Raw genomic sequence first — 22,541 nt, 5'->3', positions numbered from 1 at the left:
CGCTTGCCATCCGGGCCAATCCGCGCCATTCGCAGCGCATGACCTATGACACGATCATCCTCGGGGCCGGTGCTGCCGGTATGATGTGCGCGGCGCATTGCGGCGGGCGGGTTCTGGTGATCGATCACGCAAAAGCCCCCGGCGAGAAGATCCGCATCTCGGGCGGCGGGCGCTGCAACTTCACCAATATGTATGCGGGGCCTGCCAATTTCCAGTCGCATAACCCGCATTTCTGCAAATCCGCGTTGGCGCGCTATACGCAATGGGATTTCATCGATCTAGTCGGGCGTCACGGCATCGCATGGCATGAGAAAACGCTGGGGCAGTTGTTCTGCGACGACACCTCGAAGCAAATCGTGCAGATGCTGCTGGATGAGATGACCCGGGCCGGGGTTGACTTATGGCTACGGACCGATGTCAAAGCGCTGCGCAAGACCGAAGCCGGATTCGCGCTTGAGGTCGACCGCGAAGGTGCGCGGCACAGCCTGACCGGCCGCAATCTTGTGCTGGCAACCGGCGGCAAATCGATCCCCAAAATGGGTGCGACAGGTCTGGCCTATGACATCGCGCAGCAATTCAATCTACGCGTCACGAATACTCGCGCTGCGCTGGTTCCGTTAACCTTCTCGGACGGGAGGTTCAAGGAGCTGTCAGGCGTCTCTCTGCCCGTACGCCTATCCAACGACCGCACGAGTTTTGACGAAGCACTTCTGTTCACCCATCGCGGCCTCAGTGGGCCGTCGGTGTTGCAACTCTCGTCATATTGGCATGAGGGAGAAGCGATCCGCGTCAATCTGATCCCGGACCTGCCTTTGTTCGATCTTTTGCGCGATCAGCGACAGACCGGAGGGCGCAAGGCGCTGACCACCGAACTCGCCCGGCACTTGCCATCGCGGTTGGTGGATCACCTCGCCCAGCATATCCCGATGAAGGGCAACCTTGCCGATCAGTCCGACGCCGCGCTGAACGATCTGATCTCGGCATTGTCAGAATGGCAGCTGACCCCCTCAGGGACCGAAGGGTATCGCACCGCCGAAGTCACTCTGGGCGGAATTAACACAGATGACCTGTCGTCAAAAACGATGGAGGCCAGGGATGTCCCCGGCCTCTATGCGATTGGTGAAGCTGTAGATGTCACCGGTTGGCTTGGCGGCTATAACTTCCAGTGGGCGTGGTCCTCGGGCCACGCCGCCGGAAAGGCCATTTCCGCGCGTTAGCCGACACGACTAACTGCGCGGCCTCAGCCGACGACGTTATAGCCGCGTCCGCGCATGCAGTTGCGCACGATGACTTCCTTATTCTGGTTCTTCGCGATCACGTCAGCTCCGGCCCCGATCAGAGCCCCCGCCGCAGCAGCGCGACCCAGATTGTCGCTGCTGTCCTGAATGATGGCAGTGGTCGCCGCAGCACCGGCCGCACCAATCGCCGCGTTACCCGCGGTCGATCCATCGACCGCTGCCTGAGACGCCGCCAGTTGCTGACATTGCAGCAGGTCCGACTGGTAGTTGGGGCCAACCGGGCCATCAATAACGGGCACGTAGTTTGCGCCTGTATTCGTGCAAGCCCCAGCCAGCAGCAGAGCCGGGACGATCAGAAGGGATTTCGGGTTAGGCATATTCATGACCTCTTTTTGAATTTCCGAGCAGAAAAGCAAATCCTTAAACGGCTTCAAGCCGATACCCGCAAACTGTCGCCCAATCGGCAAGGAATTGCAAACGGGCTAGGCGTTTAGGCACTTTTGAACCTGCGCTGCGAAGTCATCCCCGCGCTGCTCAAAATTGTCATATTGGTCAAAACTGGCGGCTGCTGGGGCCAGCAAGACGGTCTCCCCTGCCTCGCTGTCGGCTATGGCCTGCTCAACGGCAGCGGCCATTGTGGTACAGACCTGCGCCTCGATCTTTAGCTGCATGGCGAAACCCGCCGCCTCGCGCCCGATCACATAGGCCTTGATCACCTGATCCGAGGCACCGTTCAGGGAGTCGATACCGCCTTCTTTCTCCAACCCACCGCAAATCCAGCGGATTTTCTTGAACGCACTCAGAGCTTTCACGGCACTGTCCACATTCGTTGCCTTGGAGTCGTTCACAAAGGTCACCCCACCCGCTTCGGCGATGATCTGACTGCGATGCGGCAGGCCCGGATAGCTGTGCAAGGCATCCTCGATCACGCGCGGCGCCAGACCCAGAGACCGGCAAGCGGCATAGGCGGCACAGGCGTTCTGGTGATTATGCGCGCCCGGCAACCCCTTGATACCGCGCAGATCAATCGAGCCGGTCTGCCGCCCTTTGCGATACTCCGAAAGGAAGCCTTTGCGGGCAAAGACCTGCCATCCCGGACCGGTCAGTTTGCGCTCAACCGAGATGCGGATCACCCGATCATCCGCCGGACCCTCGGCCAATTGTCCGGCCAGGAATGCGCCTTCGGCTTCATCAATGCCAATCACGGCACGGTCTGGCCCACCCTCGGCAAAGAGGCGTCTCTTGGCGGCGAAATACCCACCCATTCCACCGTGGCGATCCAGATGGTCCGGCGACAGGTTCGTGAAAACAGCTACATCAGGCGTCAATGCGCGGGCCAGCTCGGTCTGATAGCTCGATAGCTCCAGCACGACGACCGATCCATCGCCGCCGGGGTCGATATCCAACACGCCGCGCCCGATATTGCCCGCCAACTGCGCCTCACGCCCAGTTTCAGTTAGGATGTGATGGATCAGGGCCGCCGTGGTCGATTTGCCGTTCGACCCGGTCACCGCGATCACGCGCGGCGGCATGTCGTAGTTGTTCCACTCAGACCCGGCAAAGGATATAAAGAACAGGCCGATATCGTTGTCCACTGGTACCCCGGCCTCCAACGCGGCTGCGACAATCGGGTTCGGTTGAGGGTAAAGATGCGGAATACCGGGTGAGACGATCAGCGTGGCGATATCATCAAACGCCCCGTGGCGCCGCAGATCGAGGCATTGAAACCCCTCCCCTTCAGCAGTCTCGCGCGCAGCCGGATTGTCGTCCCAACAGATCGCCTCGGCCCCACCGGCACGCAACGCGCGCGCCGTCGCCAAACCCGACCGACCAAGGCCCAAAACGGCGACCTTTTGCCCTGAGAAACCTTTGACCGGGATCATGCCGCCCTCTTCTTTTCAACTTGAATGCGCGCCACACTGCACCGAAGAAAAACCCGATGGCAAGGGCGCTTTCAGGCTCGCGCGCCAGCGCGAGCCTTGCCCAACAGGTGGCAAGAGGGCCGCAGGCCCTCTGAACCTGGCGGGAGGGCTACCGGACTTTCAGTGTCGCCAAACCGATCATCGCGAGGATCAGCGAAATGATCCAGAACCGGATCACGATGGTAGGTTCCGCCCAGCCTTTCTTCTCATAGTGATGATGGATCGGAGCCATCAGGAACACGCGCTTGCCAGTGCGTTTGAAATAGAGAACCTGAATAATCACACTCAGCGCCTCGACCACAAAGAGGCCGCCAACCACTGCCAGCACCAACTCGTGCTTGGTCGCCACGGCAATCGCGCCCAGCGCACCGCCCAAGGCGAGTGACCCGGTATCGCCCATGAACACAGCCGCAGGCGGTGCGTTATACCACAGGAACCCAAGGCCGCCGCCAAACAGGGCCGAGGTGAAGATCAGAATCTCGCCCGTTCCGGGCACGTAGTGCACATCCAGATACTCGGTGAAGTCGACACGACCCACCGCATAAGCGATAATCCCCAGCGTTGTGGCGGCAATCATCGCGGGCATGATCGCCAAACCGTCCAGACCATCGGTCAAGTTCACGGCATTGGCAGAGCCGACAATCACGATAATGGCAAACGGGATGTAGAGGATCCCTAGATTAACCAGAGTATCCTTGAAGATCGGCACCGCCAGCTGGTTCTGCAAAGCCTCCGGATGATGCAAAGACGCCCAAAAGGCCGCCAATACGGCGATGATGATTCCCAGTGCCAAGCGCATTTTGCCCGATACGCCTTTGGTGTTCTGCTTGGATACCTTCGCATAATCATCGGCGAACCCGATGGCCGCATAAGCCAACGTCACAAACAGCACCATCCAGACGTAGGGATTATCCCAGCGCGCCCAGAGCAGCGTTGACGTGACCAGCGCGCCTACGATCAGCAAGCCCCCCATGGTCGGCGTTCCGGCCTTGGAAAAATGGCCCTCGGGACCGTCATCACGGATCGGTTGGCCTTTGCCCTGCCTGCGGCGCAGTACGTTGATCAGAGGCTTGCCAAACAAAAACCCAAAGATCAGCGCCGTCAAAAAGGCCCCACCCGCGCGGAACGTGATATAGCGGAAGAGGTTCCAGAAATCCCCTCCGTCCGACAGGGCGGTCAACCAATACAGCATTACAGTACCTTTCTCACACGAGGCGCACGGGCGCGTTACCCGTCAAGCGCGCCCCCTTGCCCCATTTTCCGTAGACCGTCAACAATCCGGGCTAACGCCATGCTGAGCGAGCCTTTCGCCAGCACGGTATCGCCACTTTCAATCAATTCCGGCAGGTGTCCCGCCATCTCGGCGCTAGTTTCAAACCACAGGCCCCTCTTTGTATCCGGCAAAGCCTCGTGCAGCGCTTTCATCAACGGACCAATGCAGTGAACCTGATCTACCTGCGCCATCGCGCTGACCTCGGCCATGCCTGCATGCATCGCGTCCTCTTGCGCGCCCAGTTCCTTCATGTCGCCCAAAAAGGCAATACGGCGCGTTCCGTTCGAGGCGGCCAAGACGTCCAGCGCAGCCTCCATCGAGGTCGGGTTGGCATTGTAACTGTCGTCCAATAATTCGATCTGACCGCCAATCGCCAGCGGCAGAGTCTCCCGAACCCCGCGCCCCTTGACTGGCGACCATTGACGCAGGCCGTCTATTGCCTGATCCAAGCCGACACCCATCTCAACACAAGCGGCCAACGCGCCCAGCGCATTCAGCGCAAAATGAGTGCCTGCCGATTGGACGTCGAAGTTAAACAGGGTGTCACCAACCTCAGCCCGTGCGTGAACGGAGTCTGGTCCAGCCGTCACGTTGGTCAGCTTGTAATTTGCAGCCTGCCGACCGAACTCAACGATTCCAGCGCCAAGGCCATGTGCTGTCTGGCGCAATATACCCGCATGTTCGATATCAGCGTTCACGATGGCTGCGCCACCGGGCTCCAGCCCTTCAAAGATCGCCGCTTTCTCGTGGGCGATTCCGGCAACGGACTCGAACGCTTCTAGGTGAACTGCCGCCACCGTCGTCACCAAACCCACATGCGGGCGCGCCTGACGGGCCAGCGGAGCTATCTCGCCCGGATGGTTCATCCCAATCTCAATCACTGCGAATTCAGTGTCTTGCGGCATCCGCGCGAGCGTCAGTGGAACACCCCAGTGATTGTTATAGCTGGCGACACTGGCATGGGTTTTGCCCTGCGTTTCCAGAATGGTGGCCAGCATTTCCTTGGTTGAGGTCTTGCCAACACTCCCTGTCACGCCCACCACACGCGCCTCGGTCCGGGCACGAGCGGCCTGTCCGAGTGCTTCCAGCCCGGATTGCACGTCGTCGACAATCAGCAAAGGCGCATCTTCGGACACCCCTTCAGGGACGTAAGACACCAAAGCTGCTCCAGCGCCCTTCTCCAGCGCCTGAGCTACAAAATCATGGCCGTCGCGCGCGGCCTTCAACGCGACAAACAGGTCGCCCGGCTGCAAAGTCCGCGTATCAATCGACACGCCATCCACAGTCCAATCACTGGTGGCGCGTCCACCGGTCGCGGAGGCGGCCTCTGCCGCAGTCCAGAGCGTCATGCGACCCTCCCGTCCAGAGCGGCCACGGAAATGCTCGCTTGTTCCACATCATCAAAGGGTAGCACCTGATCACCTACGATCTGGCCGGTTTCGTGCCCTTTGCCTGCAATCAGCAGCGCATCGCCCGGTTGCAAAGCGTCAATACCTCGCAGAATAGCCTCGGCGCGATCGCCCACTTCGGTCGCCTCTGGCGCACCATCCATCACGGCGGCGCGGATAGTGGCCGGGTCTTCGCTGCGCGGGTTGTCGTCAGTGACAAAAACGATATCCGCGTGGTTGGCGGCGGCCTTTCCCATCAGCGGGCGCTTGGTTGCGTCGCGATCTCCGCCCGCGCCAACAATAGCGATCAGACGGCCCATCACATGCGGGCGCAACGCTTTCAAAGCCGTGGCAACCGCATCCGGCGTGTGGGCATAGTCCACAAACACCGCAGCGCCATTGTCACGCGTTGCGGCTAGCTGCATGCGGCCCCGGACCGTTGTCAGATGCAGCAGGGTCTCGAACACCCGCTCAGGGTCGTCGCCTGCCGCGATGACCAGTCCGCAAGCCAGCAAGATGTTTTCAGCCTGGAACCCTCCGATCAGGTTCAGGCGCGTCTGGAAGGTCTTTCCCTGCCACGAGAACCGCAAATCCTGCCCGGTCGAGTCAAACCGTTGGTTCATCAAGCACAGGTCGGCCTCACCCAGCCCAACGGTCAGCACTGTCTGCCCCCGTGCTTCGGCAATCTTGCGCACCTGCGCACCCTTCGGGTCACTCAGGTTGACAACCGCCGTGCCGTCCTGCGGCAGAACCCGGTCGAACAAACCCATTTTGGCTGCAAAATAGGCCTCGAAGGTCTCGTGATAGTCCAGATGATCCTGCGTGAAGTTCGAGAAACCAGCAGCGGCCAGATGCACTCCGTCAAGGCGGCGCTGTTCCAGCCCGTGCGAGGACGCCTCCATCGCTGCATGGGTGACGCCATTCTCGGCGGCCTCGGACAGACAGCGATGCAAAATGATCGGTTCGGGCGTTGTATGGGCCAGCGGGGCCGTCCATGCGCCTTCGACCCCCGTGGTGCCTAGGTTGACGGCGGCGTGACCAAGCTCGGACCAGATCTGGCGGACGAATGTGGCGACCGAGGTTTTGCCATTGGTTCCGGTGACCGCAACAATCGTCTGCGGTTGCGCACCGAACCAAAGTGCAGCGGACCCGGCCAATGCCTGTCGCGGGTCTTCAACCACCACCAAGGCAGCGTTGGATGCGGCCAGTTCGGCCTCGGCGATCTGCGCGCCTTCAGCGTCGGTCAGAATAGCAGCAGCGCCCATGCGCAGAGCGAATTGGATAAACTCACCCCCATGGACGCGCGTACCTGGAAGGGCTGCGAAAAGGAAACCGTCTTTGACCTCTCGGCTATCGACGGCCAGCCCGGTGATGTCGGGATTCGCGCCTCCGCGTGCTGTCAGGGCCAGTTGGCTGAGTTTCTTTGTTCTTGCGCCCATGACCCACCTGTTCTTTGGCACCCTAATTCGAGGTCAGGGTTATAGCAGCGCTCGCCTCAGGCTCAAGCCGGGGTCGCAGGCCCAACAAGGGCGCGACGCGGCCGATCAACTCAGCCGCCACGGGCACCGCTGTCCAGCCCGCAGTCCGGCGCTTTTCTCCATAAGCCAGAATGGAGGGTTCATCCAATGTGACGATAAGCACGTATTTCGGGTCGTAGGCCGGGAAGATGGTCGCGAAGGTCGCGATCACCTTGTCATCATAATACCCACCACGCGGTTTGGGCTTATCGGCGGTACCGGTCTTGCCCGCCACATCATAACCATTGACCTCGGCAAAACTGGCCGTGCCGTCGGTCACCACTTTGCGCAGCATCTTCTGCGCCTGACGCGCGGTGTTTTCCGACATCACACGTGGCCCGTATTGAGGACCATTGCGGCGCAGGATCGTTGGGCTGACATAGTGCCCGCCATTGGCAATCGCCGCATACCCTGCCGCCAGATGCATCGGGCTGGTCGACAGACCGTGGCCGTAAGAGATGGTGACCGTGCTCAACTCACCCCATTTCTTGGGCTTGAGGGGCGCACCGCCTGCCGCTTCGACGATCTCGAACGGGGTGGGTTCGAACATTCCCAGCGTTTCCAGAAAGCTCTGCTGGCGTTTTGAACCAATCTGCAAGGCCAGACGCCCGGTGCCCCGGTTAGAACTGTGAACGATCACATCTGCCACGCTGATCTTGCCATAGTTCTTGCCGTTGAACTCGCCAATTGGGAATCGACCGATCTTCATTGGGCCCGAAGTGTCGATGATGGTGTCCGAATTCACCAATCCTAGTTGCACAGCCTGTGCGGCGGTAAAGATTTTGAAGACCGACCCAAGCTCATAGACACCCTGCACATAACGATTGAACAGAGGGCTGTCGGACGGATCAAAGCCCGAGGTTGGCGGGCGCGGACGGTCATTGGGGTCAAACGAAGGCAGAGACGCGGCCGAGATCACCTCACCCGTATGTGCATTCATCAGAACCGCCGAGGCCCCCTTGGCGTTCATGATCTTCATCCCGCCATACAACACCTGCTCGACCGCTGCCTGAATGGTCAGGTCCAGCGACAGTTGCAACGGCTTGCTGCCGTTGGCCGGGTCTCGCAGGTAGTCGTCAAACTTCTTCTCGACCCCGGCAACACCGATCACTTCAGCAGCACTAACGCCTTCGCGGCCAAAACCTGACCCGCCAAGAATATGTGCCGCCAGCTTGCCATTCGGGTATAGGCGCATTTCGCGCGGACCGAACAGGATGCCCGGATCGCCGATGTCATGCACCGCCTGTTTCTGCTCGGGCGAGATGCGTTTCTTGATCCACAGGAACTTGCGTTTACCGGTGAAGTCCTTGACCAGACGCTCTTTGTCGAGATCCGGGAAAATCGCGACCAGCTGATCGGCTGCCGCAATCGGATCAATCATCAAAGGCGGTTGGGCGTAGACTGAGTAGGTATCCAGATTGGTCGCCAGAATGCGGCCTTCGCGATCAACGATATTGGCGCGCTGCATTGCAATCGAAGCACCGGGCGCGCTGGCCAGCGGCTCTTGCGCCTCGGACGTCGCCAGCATTCCCATACGGACACCCACAACCGAGAAAGCGCAGAAGAAAAACAGACCCAAAACCAAAAGGCGCCCCTCGGCACGAGCACGGGCGCGGTCTTTCATCTTTTCATGACGTTGGCGGATGTTCTCGCGCTCAATGGCCTTTGGGTTTTCGCCCTTCGCGCGGGCATCCAGAACGCGTGCCAGAGGGCGGAGGGGAGTACGGGTCATGGAATCTGCACCTCGCCCAAAGCCTGAATGTCGGTGATCGCCTGCAGCTCGATCGGGTCGACAACCGGCAGGTCGGGGTCCTCGGCATAGGCGATCTGGTCTGCACGTCCGAATTGCTCAGCCCGTAAAGGCAGCAGGCCCATGCGTTCGAAATTCAAATCAGCCAGTTCACGCAAACGATCGGGGCGGTTCAGATAGGCCCATTCGGCATTGAGAACCGCCAGCTTAACCTGCGCCAAGCCGATCTCACCCTGCAGCGCCTGCATTTCCTTTACAACTTGCTGGGTCCGGTAGTTCTCCTGATAAGCCCACAGAGCCAATCCGAACACGGACAGAGCGGTCAACACATACAGAATACTCTTCATCTTGCCCTTCCCCCAAGTTGTGGCATACCAATGGCGCGGGCCTCAATTTCCCCCGCCTGAGCCTCAGTACGGATCGCAACACGCAGCTTGGCCGAGCGCGCACGCGGGTTTTCCTGCAATTCCTGCTCGTCCGGCCCGACGGCCTTGCGTGTTTTGAGCGTAAATTGCGGCAGTTCCTGTTCCATCTCGGGCGCATAGCGGTTGGCCCGCCCAGTCTTACCAGCCCGAGACTGGAAGAACCGTTTAACCATGCGGTCTTCGATGGAATGAAAGGTCACAACGGCCAGTTGCCCGCCGGGCTTCAAAGCCCGCTCGGCGGCCATAAGACCTTTAAACAACTCATCATATTCGGCGTTCACTGCAATCCGCAGGCCCTGAAAACTGCGCGTCGCCGGGTGCGATTGTCCCGGCTTGGGGCGCGGCAAGCAGGATTCGATAATCTCGGCCAGTCGCAAGGTCGAAGTGATGGGGTCCTCGGCGCGCGCTTTGACAATCGCCTTGGCGATACGCCGACTCGCACGCTCCTCACCGTAGTGGAACAGGATGTCAGCCAATTGCGCCTCAGTCGCGGTGTTGACCAGATCGGCGGCGCTTTCACCCTCCTGGCTCATACGCATGTCGAGCGGGCCGTCTTTCATGAAAGAAAAGCCGCGCTCGGCCAGATCCAGCTGCATGGACGAAACCCCAAGGTCCAGCACTACACCGTCGAGATCCTGGGCATACTCATCCAAGCGCGAGAACACTCCGGGCTGCATTACTAGTCGGTCGCCATAGTCACCCGCCCAGTCTGCGGCCATCTCAAACGCAAGAGGATCGCGATCCACGCCGATCACTTTCTCAGCCCCGGCCTCAAGCAAACCCCTAGTATAGCCGCCTGCGCCGAAGGTGCCGTCCAGCCAAGTGCCCTCCACCGGAGACACCGCCGCCAGCAAAGGGCGCAGCAGGACGGGAATATGTGGCTTAGAAGATGAGGAGACCGCGCCGGACATGCCGTTACGCGTCCCCAACGCCATCGAGATAGACCATCGGGTCGAAATCATCCGGCAGATCGTCCATCCATTCCTCGGCTTTGGCCAGCTCCTCGACCTCATAGGTCTCAGGCTTCCAGATCTGGAAGGTGTCACCGGCTGCTATGAAGAACGCCTCATTCTCTAGGTCGATTTTGTTGCGCAGCTTGGCCGGCAAAACCAGACGTCCGGTTTCATCCACATTGGTGGGAAAGGACTGACCATGGAACATGCGTTGAAGCATCTTACGCTCCATCGAGCCACGCGGCAGAGCGTCGATCTTGTCGTCGACCTCATCAATCGCCTGCATGGTATAGCATTCAAGGTATTTGCGGCGGTGGTCACCATAGACAATCACAAGCTCAGGATTGTCACCGGGCTGCCAATTGGGGTCAGACGATTCAAGCACACGGCGAAAAGAGGCCGGGATCGAGACCCTGCCCTTCGTGTCCACCTTATGGTGGCTTTCACCTCTAAACCTGCGCGCCAAGACGACTGTCCCTTTCGCTTGCGCCCCACTTGAATTTCACGTTCCCCCCGGATGAAAAACGGCGGGTTGATCTGCTGCCACTGATCAACCCGCCGCATTGGCCCGCTTTGCGGGATGTCCAGCTGCACGCGCCACCTGGGGGGATGTCTGCTCGCCCGCGCGCCGGATCTCTTGAGTGATGAAAGCGAGATGCCTGTATGAAACCTGATTATTTTTGGTTGGGGTCGTTTGCTGCCCCTGCTGCCTCGTCCTCATCGGATGCATTAGGGATGACATGGGAATTCATGGAAATCAATAGGAATTTTTGGGCACCATCTAGTACGAGCTATGAAAACAAGGCGAATTTTGAGCCAATTTTAGAACCAACACACCTCATATCGACACCCAAAGTCAATCGATAGCTATATATGGTAACCTCAAGAACCTCCCGCGATCACCCATGATTTCCCAAAAAAATTTCAAATTCTTGGAAATTTTGCCGACTGAGACCCATCAGCAACGCAAAAAACAAAGAATCACACAGAAGGAAACAGCGTGGAATGTGGCCGCTTTGATCTACTCCCACGAATTCCCAAGCCACGATCCAAGATCGCTTTCCCGTGATCGAGTTGAAACAAAACGTCCATCAAACGCACAAACTTTCGCAGCTGCGCTCAAACTCCGGGCAAGTCGAATGGTGAGACGGAAACTTTGCTCGACCAAGACTTAGCGCTCAAGGTCCCGCAAACCCCAAAAAATCATGGGTGATTTCAAACCGAGACTGACAAGGCTCTGATATCCATGCATTTGCTGCATAGCAGCATTGACGTTGCGAGCTATTGTGCAATCGCAGCATTCACTTATTTTCATCCTCAAGCAAACGCTGGCACCGGTCAGCAAGACAAGAATGAACGGAATAACAAGATGGCAATGGCAACAAACACACCGGCACTTAAAGGCACTCAATTTGGCGGTATCACCACCATGATCGAGGCCGCAAAGACACGTTTTGCCCGCTACCGCCTGTACCGCCAGACGGTAAGTGAGCTGTCCGCGCTGTCGAACCGCGAGCTGGCCGATCTCGGCCTGAGCCGTGCAATGATCCGCGGCCTGGCCAGTCAGGCGGCAAACGACTTCACAGCGCGCTAAGCGCACAGGAATACACGAGATCAGACCCTTCCTCCTCCCTTTAGGGTCTGTAATCAGCGGCGGCGTCTCTCCTCCTCCCTGACGTCGCCGCACCAAATACCGGCCTCGCAACGCCGGACCAAGACACACCGGGCTCTCCTCCTCCCTGCCCGGTGTTGAAAGCGCGCGGTGACGTCTTCCTCCTCCCTGACGTCGCCGCGTCTTCCTCATACCGGGCTCAAACCCGGGTTCGGATACATCGGGGCTCTCCTCCTCCCTGCCCTGATGTAGAAAAGAACGGCGGTATCCCTTCCTCCTCCCTGGGAAACCGCCGTTTTTGCTTTTTGGGCAAACGGAATAAGATCGGCGCAGTTACGATTATTCAGGAGTGCGTCATGGCCGCCTATTTCATCGCTCAGATTTCCATTCATGACCCGGACGGGTATCAGAAATATCTTGAAGGCTTCATGCCCATCTTTGACCGGCACGGTGGGCGCCTGCTGACCATTTCTTCAAAACCCGTTGAGATCGTCGAAGGCAGTTGGGCCGAAGAAGGCATCGTGCTGATGGAGTTTCCGGACATGGCCGCGGCCCGGGCGTGGAAAGACGACCCGGACTATATCGAGTTGGCCAAGATCAGACGCAAGACAGCGACGGCCAATCTGGTGCTGGTCGAAGGTCTCTAGCGGTCAGAACGGAACGTCGTCCTTCGCGGTCAGGAAACGGGAAACGACCTTTTTCACGCCTGCTTTGTAGAAATCGACCTCGACCTTATCACCTTCGATGCCGGTAACCGCGCCGTAGCCAAATTTCTGGTGAAACACCCGCTCACCCAAGGTGAAACTGGCAATCGCAGTGGCGTCAATCACGGTATTCCGGCTTTCTTTCGGCTGGGACATCCCATACTGGCCCTGCCGTGCCTGCATCCGCTTCCAGCCCGGAGAGTTATAGACATTCGCCTCAGCCGCGCGGGTTTCGATCGTCGCAGCTGGTTGCCCACCGCCATACAGCCCCGGAGGCGTCAGAACCTCCACATGATCCTCGGGCAATTCGTCGATAAACCGCGACGGCATCGCGTTCTGCCATTGCCCGAACACCCGCCGATTGGCCGCGAAAGAAATCGTGCAAACCTCCTCAGCGCGGGTAATGCCCACATATGCGAGACGGCGTTCTTCCTCGAGGCCCTTGAGGCCCGATTCGTCCATGGAGCGTTGCGAAGGGAACAAACCGTCCTCCCACCCGGGCAGGAACACGGCGGGAAACTCCAACCCCTTTGCCGCGTGCAAGGTCATGATCGAAACCTTCGCTCCATCGCCCTCTTGTTCATTGTCCATAACCAGGCTGACATGCTCCAAAAACCCTTGCAGGTTCTCAAAATTGTCTAGCTGATTCACCAGTTCCTTGAGGTTCTCCAACCGGCCCGGCGCTTCGGGCGTCTTGTCGTTTTGCCAATGCCCGGTATAGCCAGATTCGTCCAAGATGATCTGCGCCAGCTCGATATGCGTGTGCTCCGGCGCACCATAGCGAATGGGCGACACCCCGTCGTCAATAACCGAGTCGTCATCGACCTCGATCCGAGGCCCTCGCGTCAGTCCATTCCACCGCGCCAATCCGTCGATCAACTCGCGCAGAGCCTTACCGCCCTTGCCCTTGATCAACTGGTTCTCAACCGCAATCCGCGCCCCTTCGACCAGAGATACCCCGTTTTGGCGCGCAACAACCTGAATCGTCTGCTGCGCCTTGTCACCAAGGCCGCGTTTGGGAGTGTTCACGATCCGCTCGAACGCCAGATCGTCCTCAGGGCTGACCACCAGCCGGAAATAGGCCATGGCATCGCGAATCTCCATCCGCTCATAAAAACGAGGGCCGCCAATCACCTTGTAAGGCAGACCAATCGTCAGAAACCGATCCTCAAACGCGCGCATCTGGTGTGAGGCGCGAACCAGTATGGCGATCTGGTCGAGGTTCATCGGGCGCACACCACGCGTGCCGCCCTGCATCGCGTCGATCTCTTCCCCGATCCAGCGCGCCTCTTCCTCACCATCCCAATGGCCGATCAGTCGAACTTTTTCACCGTCTTCGGCATCGGTCCAAAGCTCTTTGCCCAAACGGCTTTCGTTGCCGCGGATCACATTCGACGCAGCCGCCAGAATATGCGGGGTGGAGCGGTAGTTCTGCTCCAATCGAACTACATGCGTGCCGGGGAAATCCTTCTCGAATCGCAAAATATTGTCGACTTCAGCCCCACGCCATCCGTAGATTGACTGATCGTCGTCACCAACAACACAAATGTTTCGATCGTCATTGGTCAGTAAACGAAGCCAAAGATATTGAGCGACATTAGTATCCTGATACTCGTCCACCACGATGTATTTGAACCAACGCTGATATTGTCGCTGCAGGTCCCGATGTGTCCTAAGAATATGGATCATATGCAGCAGAAGATCCCCAAAATCCACTGCATTAAGTTCACGCAAACGGGTCTGATATTGGGCGTAGAGTTCAATACCCCTTTTGTTAAAGGCCTCGGCATCCGCCGAAGGAACACTTTCAGGCAGCAATGCGCGATTTTTCCATTCGTCGATATGCCCTGCCAAAAGGCGGGGCGGCCAACGTTTTTCGTCTATGTTGGCAGCCTGAATGAGTTGCTTGAGCAAACGAAGTTGGTCGTCACTATCAAGAATTGTGAAATTTGATTTCAGCCCTACAAGTTCCGCGTGGCGTCGAAGCAACTGTGCGCATATTGAATGGAACGTTCCCATCCATGGAATGGGATGCTGAAGTTTATACGGATCATCCGCCATTCGTTTTTTCATGTCTCTAGCAGCTTTATTAGTGAACGTTACCGCCAAGACTTCGTTTGGTCGCGCCAGATGGTTTCGTATCAGATACGTCACACGGGCCATCAGCGTCCTAGTTTTTCCGGTACCCGCACCGGCCAAAATAAGAACAGGTCCACTAACCATCTCAGCGGCCTTGCGCTGCTCAGAATTGAGATAGCCCAATTCATACCGCTTACCCGCTGCCATTGCTTTTTGGGATAGCGATGCGCCCTCAAAGGCGTCCATTTCGTCAAAACTGCTCATATCAGCAAACTACGCTGGATGGGCCAAAAGGAAAAGGGTTTGTTCACGGCTTGTTCGCACGAATTTTCCTTCTGGGTCTTACAAATCTTAATCATTTTCGCACCCGCACATGCAACGAAGTTAACACTCTGTCAAAACCTGTTGCCGATGCTGCTCTGCACTTTGTGGGAGAACGCGGGTATGGAACAGACAGCAAAAGCACGCCTTATGGGCAAGCTGAAGGTCTTTGTCAGCACGGCAGTGCTGATCGCTCTGACGGTTTTGGCCGGTTGGGGGATATATACGCTGCCTGCCCCGCTTGTGGACCGCATGCTGGAATCGGATCTGCGGCATCACGCCGTACGCCTTGAAAGGAAAGTGGAAAGTCAGCTTTTTGACGTCAAGACCAGCTTTGAACGGCATATCCTCAGCCAACATGATGAGGCTTTTCTAAGCTTGCTGCCTGAAACCTCAGATATCTACCGCTTCAAACTGTTCGATTCCTCGGGTGAGGTTTTCTGGTCTACGCGGGACGGCGATGTCGGCTCGGTGAATACCAAACCTTATTTCACGGACGTAGTTGCCATGGGCAACCTGTTCTACAAGCATGAGGAAAAGCCCATCGCCGAGGTGGACTCGCTGAACGCCGACCAGTTGGAGAATCTGGACAGCAACACCCGCCACGTGGCCGAAATATATACGCCTGTGATTCAGAGTGGAAAATTCCTCGGCGCGATTGAGTTCTATTCCGACATCACGGATGTGAGAAATCTGTTCATTGATCGGGTTCGAATGTCGCTGATCGCGATCAGTGCGGTGGTCCTACTGGCTTTGTCCGCCGTAATTCTGATTGTGCATCGCAACAATCGCAGGCAGTTGGGCGTACTTCGCGTTCGTGCGCAGAAAGAACGAGAGTTGATGGATGACCAACTGCGCCTCGCGCGCGAAGTCCGCCTGCTGGGCGAGTTGAATGAATGGCTGCAATCCAGCCGCTCTCTGGATGAGCTGTTTGACATGGTCTCACGATTCATGACGCATATCCTGCCCGAGGCTGAGGGCAGTGTTTATGTCTATTCCAACTCGCGCGATGTTCTGGACGGATGCGCCAGTTGGAACGGTGGCACCCACAAGACGCATATCCACCCCGAGGGTTGTTGGGGCCTGCGCCGTGGGCGGACCTATGAATTCGGTGCCTCCGAGATTGATTTCGTCTGCGAGCATGCCGAGCCCCATGACGGTCGGGCCTATTTCTGCTTTCCGATACTCGCGCATGGCGAAACGGTCGGTCTGTTGCACCTGCGCGCGCATGAAGGAAAGTGCGAGGCCTTTCACGCCAGCAAGAAACTGGCGCAGCTCTGCGCGGAACAGATAAGCATGGCGATTGCCAATGTGCGGATGCGCGATCAGTTGCATGACCAGTCAGTGCGAGATCCACTGACAGGGTTGTTCAACCGACGCCACATGACCGACAGCCTCCGCCGGGGAATCAGCCGTAGCCAGCAAACCGGAGCACCGCTCAGCCTGATCGCAGTGGACGTGGATCATTTCAAGAAATTCAACGACACACATGGGCATGACGCGGGTGATATGGTTCTGCGCGCCGTGGGCGCCGCCTTGGAACAAGGGTGCGACCGCGATGAGATCGCCTGCCGCATCGGTGGCGAGGAGTTCATGCTGGTTCTCCCCGACAACACGCCAGATGATGCGGTGACACGGGCTGAAACCCTGCGCCAAGCGGTCGAGGCCGTATCGGTCAGATATGGTGACAAGTCCCTGCCTCGGATCACGATCTCGGTCGGAGTAGCGCATTACCCTGCACATGGGACAATGCCGCAAGACCTGATGCGAGCGGCTGATGACGCCCTCTATTCAGCCAAGGACAACGGCCGAAATCAGGTGCGCGTTGCAAGTGGTCATACCGATTCGGCCGCTGAACGTCCGGGGCCAAAATCACTCAACGGGAGGCCTGATGCGGCGTGATCCCCTTGCCGAATCGCAGTGCAGGTCGGATCAAACCTCATGGACCTGCACAGCACCTATCCCGGCATTGCCGACCTGAAACGCCGCGCCCGACGGAGGCTGCCGCATTTTGTTTGGGAATATACCGAAAGCGGGACCGGTACTGAAACAGCCCTACTTAGAAATCGAGCAGCGCTGGATGCGGTGAGGCTGCGCCCCTCGATTCTAAAAGGTGAACTGGAATACGATACCAGCACGCGTTTTCTGGGGCAGGACTGCCCACTTCCTTTCGGAATCGCGCCGATCGGCATGTCGGGTCTGATCTGGCCGGACGCAGAAGGCATATTGGCGCGTGCGGCTGCGCAGGCCTCTCTGCCCTACACATTGTCAACGGTGGCCAGCCAATCCCCGGAGGATCTGGCCCCTCATCTGGGTGAAAACGCGTGGTTCCAGCTTTACCCGCCTAGGGATCCCGAGATTCGGGCAGATTTTCTGGCCCGCGCCCGACATGCTGGGTTTAAAACGCTGGTTCTTACCGCCGATGTTCCTGTCGCCTCCCGCAGAGAGCGTCAGACACGCTCAGGGCTGACCCATCCGCCAAGGCTGACGCCAAGATTGCTGGCCCAAGTAGCGCGGCGCCCCGCTTGGGCGTTTGGGATGCTGCGACAGGGCATGCCCAAAATGCGCACGTTGGACAAGTACATCGACAACACAAAATCGATGCCGCTCACGGCCCATGTCGGATACTTGCTGCGCACGTCACCGGACATGGATTACGTCAAACGGTTGCGCGATCAGTGGGATGGGCCCTTCGTAATCAAGGGAATCATGCGCCCCGACGATGCCGAAATGCTTGAACAAGCCGGGGTGGACGCGCTTTGGGTCTCGAACCACGGAGGCCGTCAATTTGACGGTGCCCCCGCCAGCATCGAAGTTCTACCGGGGATTCGCAGGGTCACCAGCCTGCCTCTGATCTTCGACAGCGGCATCGAAGGTGGGTTGGACATCCTTCGCGCTTTGTCCAAGGGGGCCGATTTCGTCATGCTTGGACGGGCCTTTTTGTATGGCCTGGCGGCACTTGGCGCCAAAGGACCAGCTCATGTGATTGATCTCTTACGGCAGGATATGCTCGCAAATATGGGACAGATGGGCCTTGCCGACCTGACCCAAATCAAGACGATTCATCACGAAGATTGATGCTGCGGCGCAGCAACGCTACAAGAAACGCGCGAACAATGGCCGTTTGCGAGCGTTAACATGCCGGTTATACCCAGAACCACTGATACACCTGCGCGTATTCTCCGCCTATGAACACGGCCGAAACACCAAGACCGGGACCCAAAATGACCGATTTCAAGAAGATCCTGATCGCCAATCGCGGCGAGATTGCCATTCGCGTGATGCGCGCAGCCAACGAGATGGGTAAACGCACCGTTGCGGTCTTTGCCGAAGAAGACAAGTTAGGCCTGCACCGCTTCAAGGCGGACGAAGCCTATCGCATTGGCGAAGGTCTTGGCCCTGTCGCGGCATATCTGTCGATTGACGAGATCATCCGCGTTGCCAAGGAATCGGGTGCGGACGCGATCCATCCCGGCTACGGCCTGTTGTCCGAGAACCCGGACTTCGTGGATGCCTGTGTTCAAAACGGCATCACCTTCATCGGCCCCAAGGCCGAAACCATGCGTGCCCTGGGCGACAAGGCTAGCGCCCGCAAGGTGGCGATTGCCGCCGACGTGCCGGTTATCCCTGCCACAGAGGTTCTGGGTGATGATATGGCCGCGATCAAGAAAGAGGCGGCCGAGATCGGCTACCCATTGATGCTGAAGGCCAGCTGGGGTGGCGGTGGGCGCGGCATGCGCCCAATCCTGTCCGAGGATGAGCTGGAAGAGAAAGTTCTGGAAGGCCGCCGCGAGGCCGAGGCCGCATTTGGCAATGGCGAAGGCTATCTGGAAAAGATGATCACCCGCGCCCGTCACGTCGAGGTTCAGATCCTCGGCGATAAGCACGGTGAGATCTATCACCTCTATGAGCGTGACTGCTCGGTCCAACGCCGGAACCAGAAGGTGGTTGAACGCGCCCCTGCCCCCTATCTGACCGAAGAACAACGCGCCGAGATTTGCGAACTGGGCCGCCGCATCTGCGCCCATGTGAACTATGAATGCGCTGGCACCGTCGAATTCCTGATGGATATGAATACCGGCAAGTTCTACTTCATTGAAGTGAACCCTCGCGTTCAAGTGGAACACACCGTCACCGAAGAGGTCACTGGCATCGACATCGTTCAGGCTCAGATACTGATCGCCGAGGGCAAGACACTGGCCGAGGCCACTGGCAAAACCAACCAAGATGAGATCCGCCTGAACGGCCACGCGCTGCAGACCCGTGTGACCACCGAAGACCCGCTGAACAACTTCATCCCGGACTATGGCCGCATCACCGCCTATCGCTCGGCAACTGGCATGGGCATCCGTCTGGACGGCGGCACCGCCTATGCGGGCGGCGTGATCACGCGCTACTACGACTCGCTGCTGACCAAGGTCACTGCTTGGGCGCCGACGCCCGAAAAGGCGATCGCCCGGATGGACCGTGCCCTGCGTGAATTCCGCGTGCGCGGCGTCTCTACCAACATCGCATTTGTGGAAAACCTGCTGAAGCACCCAACCTTCCTGTCGAATGAATACACCACCAAATTCATCGACGAGACACCGGACCTGTTCGCCTTCAAAAAGCGCCGTGACCGGGGCACCAAGGTTCTGACCTATATCGCGGACATCACCGTCAACGGTCACCCCGAAACCAAGGATCGCCCTGAGCCGCGCGCCGACCTGAAAGAGGCGAAAGCCCCAGCTCAGAAAGCCGAACCCCAGATGGGGACCCGCAACCTGCTGGAGCAAAAGGGCCCGCAGGCCGTGGCCGACTGGATGAAGGCCCAGCGTCAGCTACTGATCACCGACACCACCATGCGGGACGGTCACCAGTCGTTGCTGGCGACACGGATGCGCTCGATCGATATGATCAAGGTCGCGCCCAGCTATGCCGCGAACCTGCCGCAGCTGTTCTCAGTGGAATGCTGGGGTGGCGCGACATTCGACGTGGCCTATCGCTTCTTGCAGGAATGCCCGTGGCAACGCCTGCGTGACCTGCGCGAGGGGATGCCGAACCTGATGACCCAGATGCTGCTGCGCGGCGCAAACGGTGTCGGCTATACCAACTACCCTGACAATGTGGTGCAGGAGTTTGTGCGCCAGGCCTCGCAAGGGATCGACGTGTTCCGCGTGTTCGACTCGCTCAACTGGGTTGAAAACATGCGCGTTGCGATGGATGCAGTCGTTGAAAGCGGCAAGATCTGCGAAGGCACCGTTTGCTATACTGGCGATATTCTGGACCCGGATCGCTCGAAATACGATCTGAAATACTATGTCGGCATGGCGAAAGAGCTGCGCGATGCAGGGGCGCATATTCTGGGCTTGAAAGACATGGCAGGTCTTCTGAAACCGGCCTCGGCCAAGATCCTGATCCGCGCGCTGAAGGAAGAGGTCGGCCTGCCGATCCACTTCCACACACATGACACCGCAGGCATCGCCAGCGCCACCATTCTGGCGGCGTCTGAGGCCGGCGTCGACGCGGTGGATTGCGCGATGGACAGCTTCTCAGGCAACACGTCTCAGGCGACGCTGGGCACCGTGGTTGAAGCGCTGCGCCATACCGAGCGGGACACTGGCCTCGACATCAAGTCGATCCGAGAGATCAGCGATTACTTCGAGGCCGTACGTGGCCAGTACGCGGCCTTTGAATCCAGCCTGCAGGCCCCGGCCTCCGAGGTGTATCTGCACGAGATGCCCGGCGGCCAGTTCACCAACCTCAAGGCTCAAGCGCGCTCTCTGGGGCTTGAAGAGCGCTGGCACGAGGTCGCGCAAACCTATGCTGACGTGAACCAGATGTTCGGTGACATCGTGAAGGTGACGCCGTCGTCCAAGGTTGTCGGTGACATGGCGCTGATGATGGTCAGCCAGGGCCTGACACGAGAGGAAGTGGAAAGCCCTGCAACCGATGTGGCCTTCCCCGACTCGGTCGTGGACATGATGCGCGGCAATCTGGGCCAGCCTCCCGGTGGCTTCCCGCCTGCGATCCTGCAAAAGGTTCTCAAGGATGAGGCCCCCAATACCGAGCGTCCGGGCAAGAACGTACCCGCCGTCGATCTCGAGGCCACCCGCGCCGACCTCTCTAAGCAGCTGGATGGCAAAGAGGTCGATGACGAGGATCTGAACGGCTACCTGATGTATCCGAAGGTGTTCCTTGACTACATGGGTCGTCACCGCACCTATGGTCCGGTGCGCACCCTGCCGACCCGTACCTTCTTCTACGGCATGGAGCCGGGCGAAGAGATTACGGCTGAGATCGATCCGGGCAAGACGCTGGAAATCCGCTGTCAGGCGATCGGTGAGACCGACGAGAAAGGCGAGGTCAAAGTGTTCTTCGAACTCAACGGCCAGCCCCGCGTCATTCGAGTGCCCAACCGTCTTGTGACAGCCACCACGCAGGCCCGCCCGAAGGCCGAAGTCGGAAATATCAACCACATCGGCGCGCCGATGCCGGGTGTTGTGGCTACTGTTGCGGTCACCGCTGGCCAAGAAGTCAAGGAAGGCGATCTCCTGCTGACAATCGAGGCGATGAAGATGGAAACCGGCATCCACGCCGAACGCGACGCGGTGGTCGCTACCGTCCATGTACAGCCCGGCGGCCAAATTGACGCAAAGGACCTGCTGGTCGAACTGGAATAACCAGTCTAGTTTTCGAAAGCACAAGGGCCGCTCGGGGAACCGGGCGGCCTTTTTCTACTCAGGAGGAACACGATGCTGTCCATCACCCCAATCTACGCCTCGTTGCTGGCGATCCTTTACATTGTTCTGAGCTTCCTGGTCATCAGCCAGCGCCGCAGTGACAAGGTCTCCTATGGCGATGGTGGCAAGCCGGACATGCTCAAGGTGATCCGGACGCACTCCAACTTCATCGAATACACGCCCTTTGCCCTTCTGCTGATCACCATGGTCGAGCTTCAGGGTGCCGGAGCGCTGATGCTGAACCTGTTGGGCCTCTGCCTGCTGGGCGGTCGCTTGTCGCACGCCTACGGCTTTGGCCGCAGCCCGCAGATCGTGATTCTGCGCCAGATCGGGATGGTCCTGACCTTCACAGCTATCCTCGTTGCGGCAATTGCGAACCTCGTGTTGGCGCTTTGAGCCAAGCATCCGTTTTTTGGCGAACGCCTATATTTTTCGAGCCGATGCGATCAAGCTACGACGGAAGGATGCCAACGGTTCCATTGGCTGCCTCCAGTTAAAATCGGAGTGTATGAACAACGTTGCAAACTGAGTAAATTAGCGGGTTGCGGGCCAAAAAATTTTGCCATATACGCCTGCTCATCCAGTTGGCCGTTGCCCAACGAACATAGACCAAAATGTTCAAGGTAGCGCCCTAACT

At 58.4% G+C, this 22,541-nt stretch carries 17 protein-coding genes; 7 read left to right on the top strand and 10 right to left on the bottom strand.

All coding sequences use genetic code 11. From position 1 onward, the window contains the following. Window positions 1-38: 38 nt before the first annotated feature. Window positions 39-1,217 (top strand): BaiN/RdsA family NAD(P)/FAD-dependent oxidoreductase, encoded by a 1,179-nt coding sequence (locus ACRZ95_RS10015; RefSeq protein ID WP_170678425.1) that lies wholly within the window; start codon window positions 39-41, stop codon window positions 1,215-1,217. Window positions 1,218-1,240: 23 nt separating this feature from the next. On the opposite strand, the gene ACRZ95_RS10010 is transcribed toward ACRZ95_RS10015, so the two are convergent. From ACRZ95_RS10010 to mraZ, 9 genes are all read right to left on the bottom strand, one after another. Continuing rightward, window positions 1,241-1,615 carry a glycine zipper family protein gene (locus ACRZ95_RS10010; RefSeq protein ID WP_170702515.1) on the bottom strand — a complete coding sequence of 125 codons (375 nt, stop codon included), beginning with the start codon at window positions 1,613-1,615 and terminating at the stop codon, window positions 1,241-1,243. A gap of 105 nt (window positions 1,616-1,720) precedes the next feature. Then, window positions 1,721-3,121, bottom strand: a complete 1,401-nt coding sequence (gene murD / locus ACRZ95_RS10005) for a UDP-N-acetylmuramoyl-L-alanine--D-glutamate ligase (RefSeq protein ID WP_170678423.1) — start codon at window positions 3,119-3,121, stop codon at window positions 1,721-1,723. Between the two features lie 148 nt (window positions 3,122-3,269). Next, window positions 3,270-4,352 (bottom strand): phospho-N-acetylmuramoyl-pentapeptide-transferase, encoded by a 1,083-nt coding sequence (gene mraY, locus ACRZ95_RS10000; protein WP_170678421.1) that lies wholly within the window; start codon window positions 4,350-4,352, stop codon window positions 3,270-3,272. A gap of 35 nt (window positions 4,353-4,387) precedes the next feature. Further along, window positions 4,388-5,782 carry a UDP-N-acetylmuramoyl-tripeptide--D-alanyl-D-alanine ligase gene (locus ACRZ95_RS09995; RefSeq protein WP_170678419.1) on the bottom strand — a complete coding sequence of 465 codons (1,395 nt, stop codon included), beginning with the start codon at window positions 5,780-5,782 and terminating at the stop codon, window positions 4,388-4,390. Then, window positions 5,779-7,260 carry a UDP-N-acetylmuramoyl-L-alanyl-D-glutamate--2,6-diaminopimelate ligase gene (locus ACRZ95_RS09990; RefSeq protein WP_170678417.1) on the bottom strand — a complete coding sequence of 494 codons (1,482 nt, stop codon included), beginning with the start codon at window positions 7,258-7,260 and terminating at the stop codon, window positions 5,779-5,781. Before ACRZ95_RS09990 ends, ACRZ95_RS09995 begins: the two co-directional genes overlap by 4 nt. A 22-nt stretch (window positions 7,261-7,282) precedes the next feature. After that, a complete protein-coding gene (locus ACRZ95_RS09985; RefSeq protein WP_170678415.1) occupies window positions 7,283-9,070 on the bottom strand; it encodes a peptidoglycan D,D-transpeptidase FtsI family protein in 1,788 nt (595 codons plus the stop codon). Next, a complete protein-coding gene (gene ftsL, locus ACRZ95_RS09980; protein ID WP_170468027.1) occupies window positions 9,067-9,435 on the bottom strand; it encodes a cell division protein FtsL in 369 nt (122 codons plus the stop codon). The genes ACRZ95_RS09985 and ftsL overlap by 4 nt, the downstream gene beginning before the upstream one ends. Further along, entirely contained in the window at window positions 9,432-10,424 is a 993-nt protein-coding gene (gene rsmH, locus ACRZ95_RS09975) for a 16S rRNA (cytosine(1402)-N(4))-methyltransferase RsmH (RefSeq protein ID WP_170678606.1), read from the bottom strand. Before rsmH ends, ftsL begins: the two co-directional genes overlap by 4 nt. A 4-nt stretch (window positions 10,425-10,428) precedes the next feature. Next, window positions 10,429-10,932, bottom strand: coding sequence for a division/cell wall cluster transcriptional repressor MraZ (gene mraZ, locus ACRZ95_RS09970; RefSeq protein ID WP_170460901.1), 504 nt, complete (start codon window positions 10,930-10,932; stop codon window positions 10,429-10,431). A gap of 780 nt (window positions 10,933-11,712) precedes the next feature. On the opposite strand from mraZ, the gene ACRZ95_RS09965 reads away from it, so the two are divergent. Together ACRZ95_RS09965 and ACRZ95_RS09960 are read left to right on the top strand one after the other, a co-directional pair. After that, window positions 11,713-12,060, top strand: coding sequence for a DUF1127 domain-containing protein (locus ACRZ95_RS09965; protein WP_480554898.1), 348 nt, complete (start codon window positions 11,713-11,715; stop codon window positions 12,058-12,060). A gap of 374 nt (window positions 12,061-12,434) precedes the next feature. Further along, entirely contained in the window at window positions 12,435-12,725 is a 291-nt protein-coding gene (locus ACRZ95_RS09960) for a DUF1330 domain-containing protein (protein ID WP_170643049.1), read from the top strand. A gap of 3 nt (window positions 12,726-12,728) precedes the next feature. Here ACRZ95_RS09960 and ACRZ95_RS09955 read toward each other — a convergent pair whose 3' ends face one another. After that, window positions 12,729-15,125: a UvrD-helicase domain-containing protein gene (locus ACRZ95_RS09955; protein WP_170678413.1), complete on the bottom strand. Its 2,397-nt coding sequence runs from the start codon at window positions 15,123-15,125 to the stop codon at window positions 12,729-12,731. Window positions 15,126-15,305: 180 nt separating this feature from the next. Between ACRZ95_RS09955 and ACRZ95_RS09950 the strand changes: the two genes are divergently transcribed. From ACRZ95_RS09950 to ACRZ95_RS09935, 4 genes are all read left to right on the top strand, one after another. Continuing rightward, window positions 15,306-17,084 (top strand): sensor domain-containing diguanylate cyclase, encoded by a 1,779-nt coding sequence (locus ACRZ95_RS09950; protein WP_170678412.1) that lies wholly within the window; start codon window positions 15,306-15,308, stop codon window positions 17,082-17,084. A 39-nt stretch (window positions 17,085-17,123) separates the two neighbouring features. Next, entirely contained in the window at window positions 17,124-18,260 is a 1,137-nt protein-coding gene (locus ACRZ95_RS09945) for an alpha-hydroxy acid oxidase (protein ID WP_170678410.1), read from the top strand. A gap of 146 nt (window positions 18,261-18,406) precedes the next feature. Further along, window positions 18,407-21,844: a pyruvate carboxylase gene (locus tag ACRZ95_RS09940; RefSeq protein ID WP_170678408.1), complete on the top strand. Its 3,438-nt coding sequence runs from the start codon at window positions 18,407-18,409 to the stop codon at window positions 21,842-21,844. A gap of 72 nt (window positions 21,845-21,916) precedes the next feature. Further along, window positions 21,917-22,300, top strand: a complete 384-nt coding sequence (locus ACRZ95_RS09935; RefSeq protein ID WP_170554180.1) for an MAPEG family protein — start codon at window positions 21,917-21,919, stop codon at window positions 22,298-22,300. The last annotated feature ends 241 nt before the right edge of the window (window positions 22,301-22,541 follow it).

Source organism: Ruegeria sp. AI3, from assembly GCF_056541245.1.
This window is presented reverse-complemented; position numbering and strand designations above follow the sequence as displayed.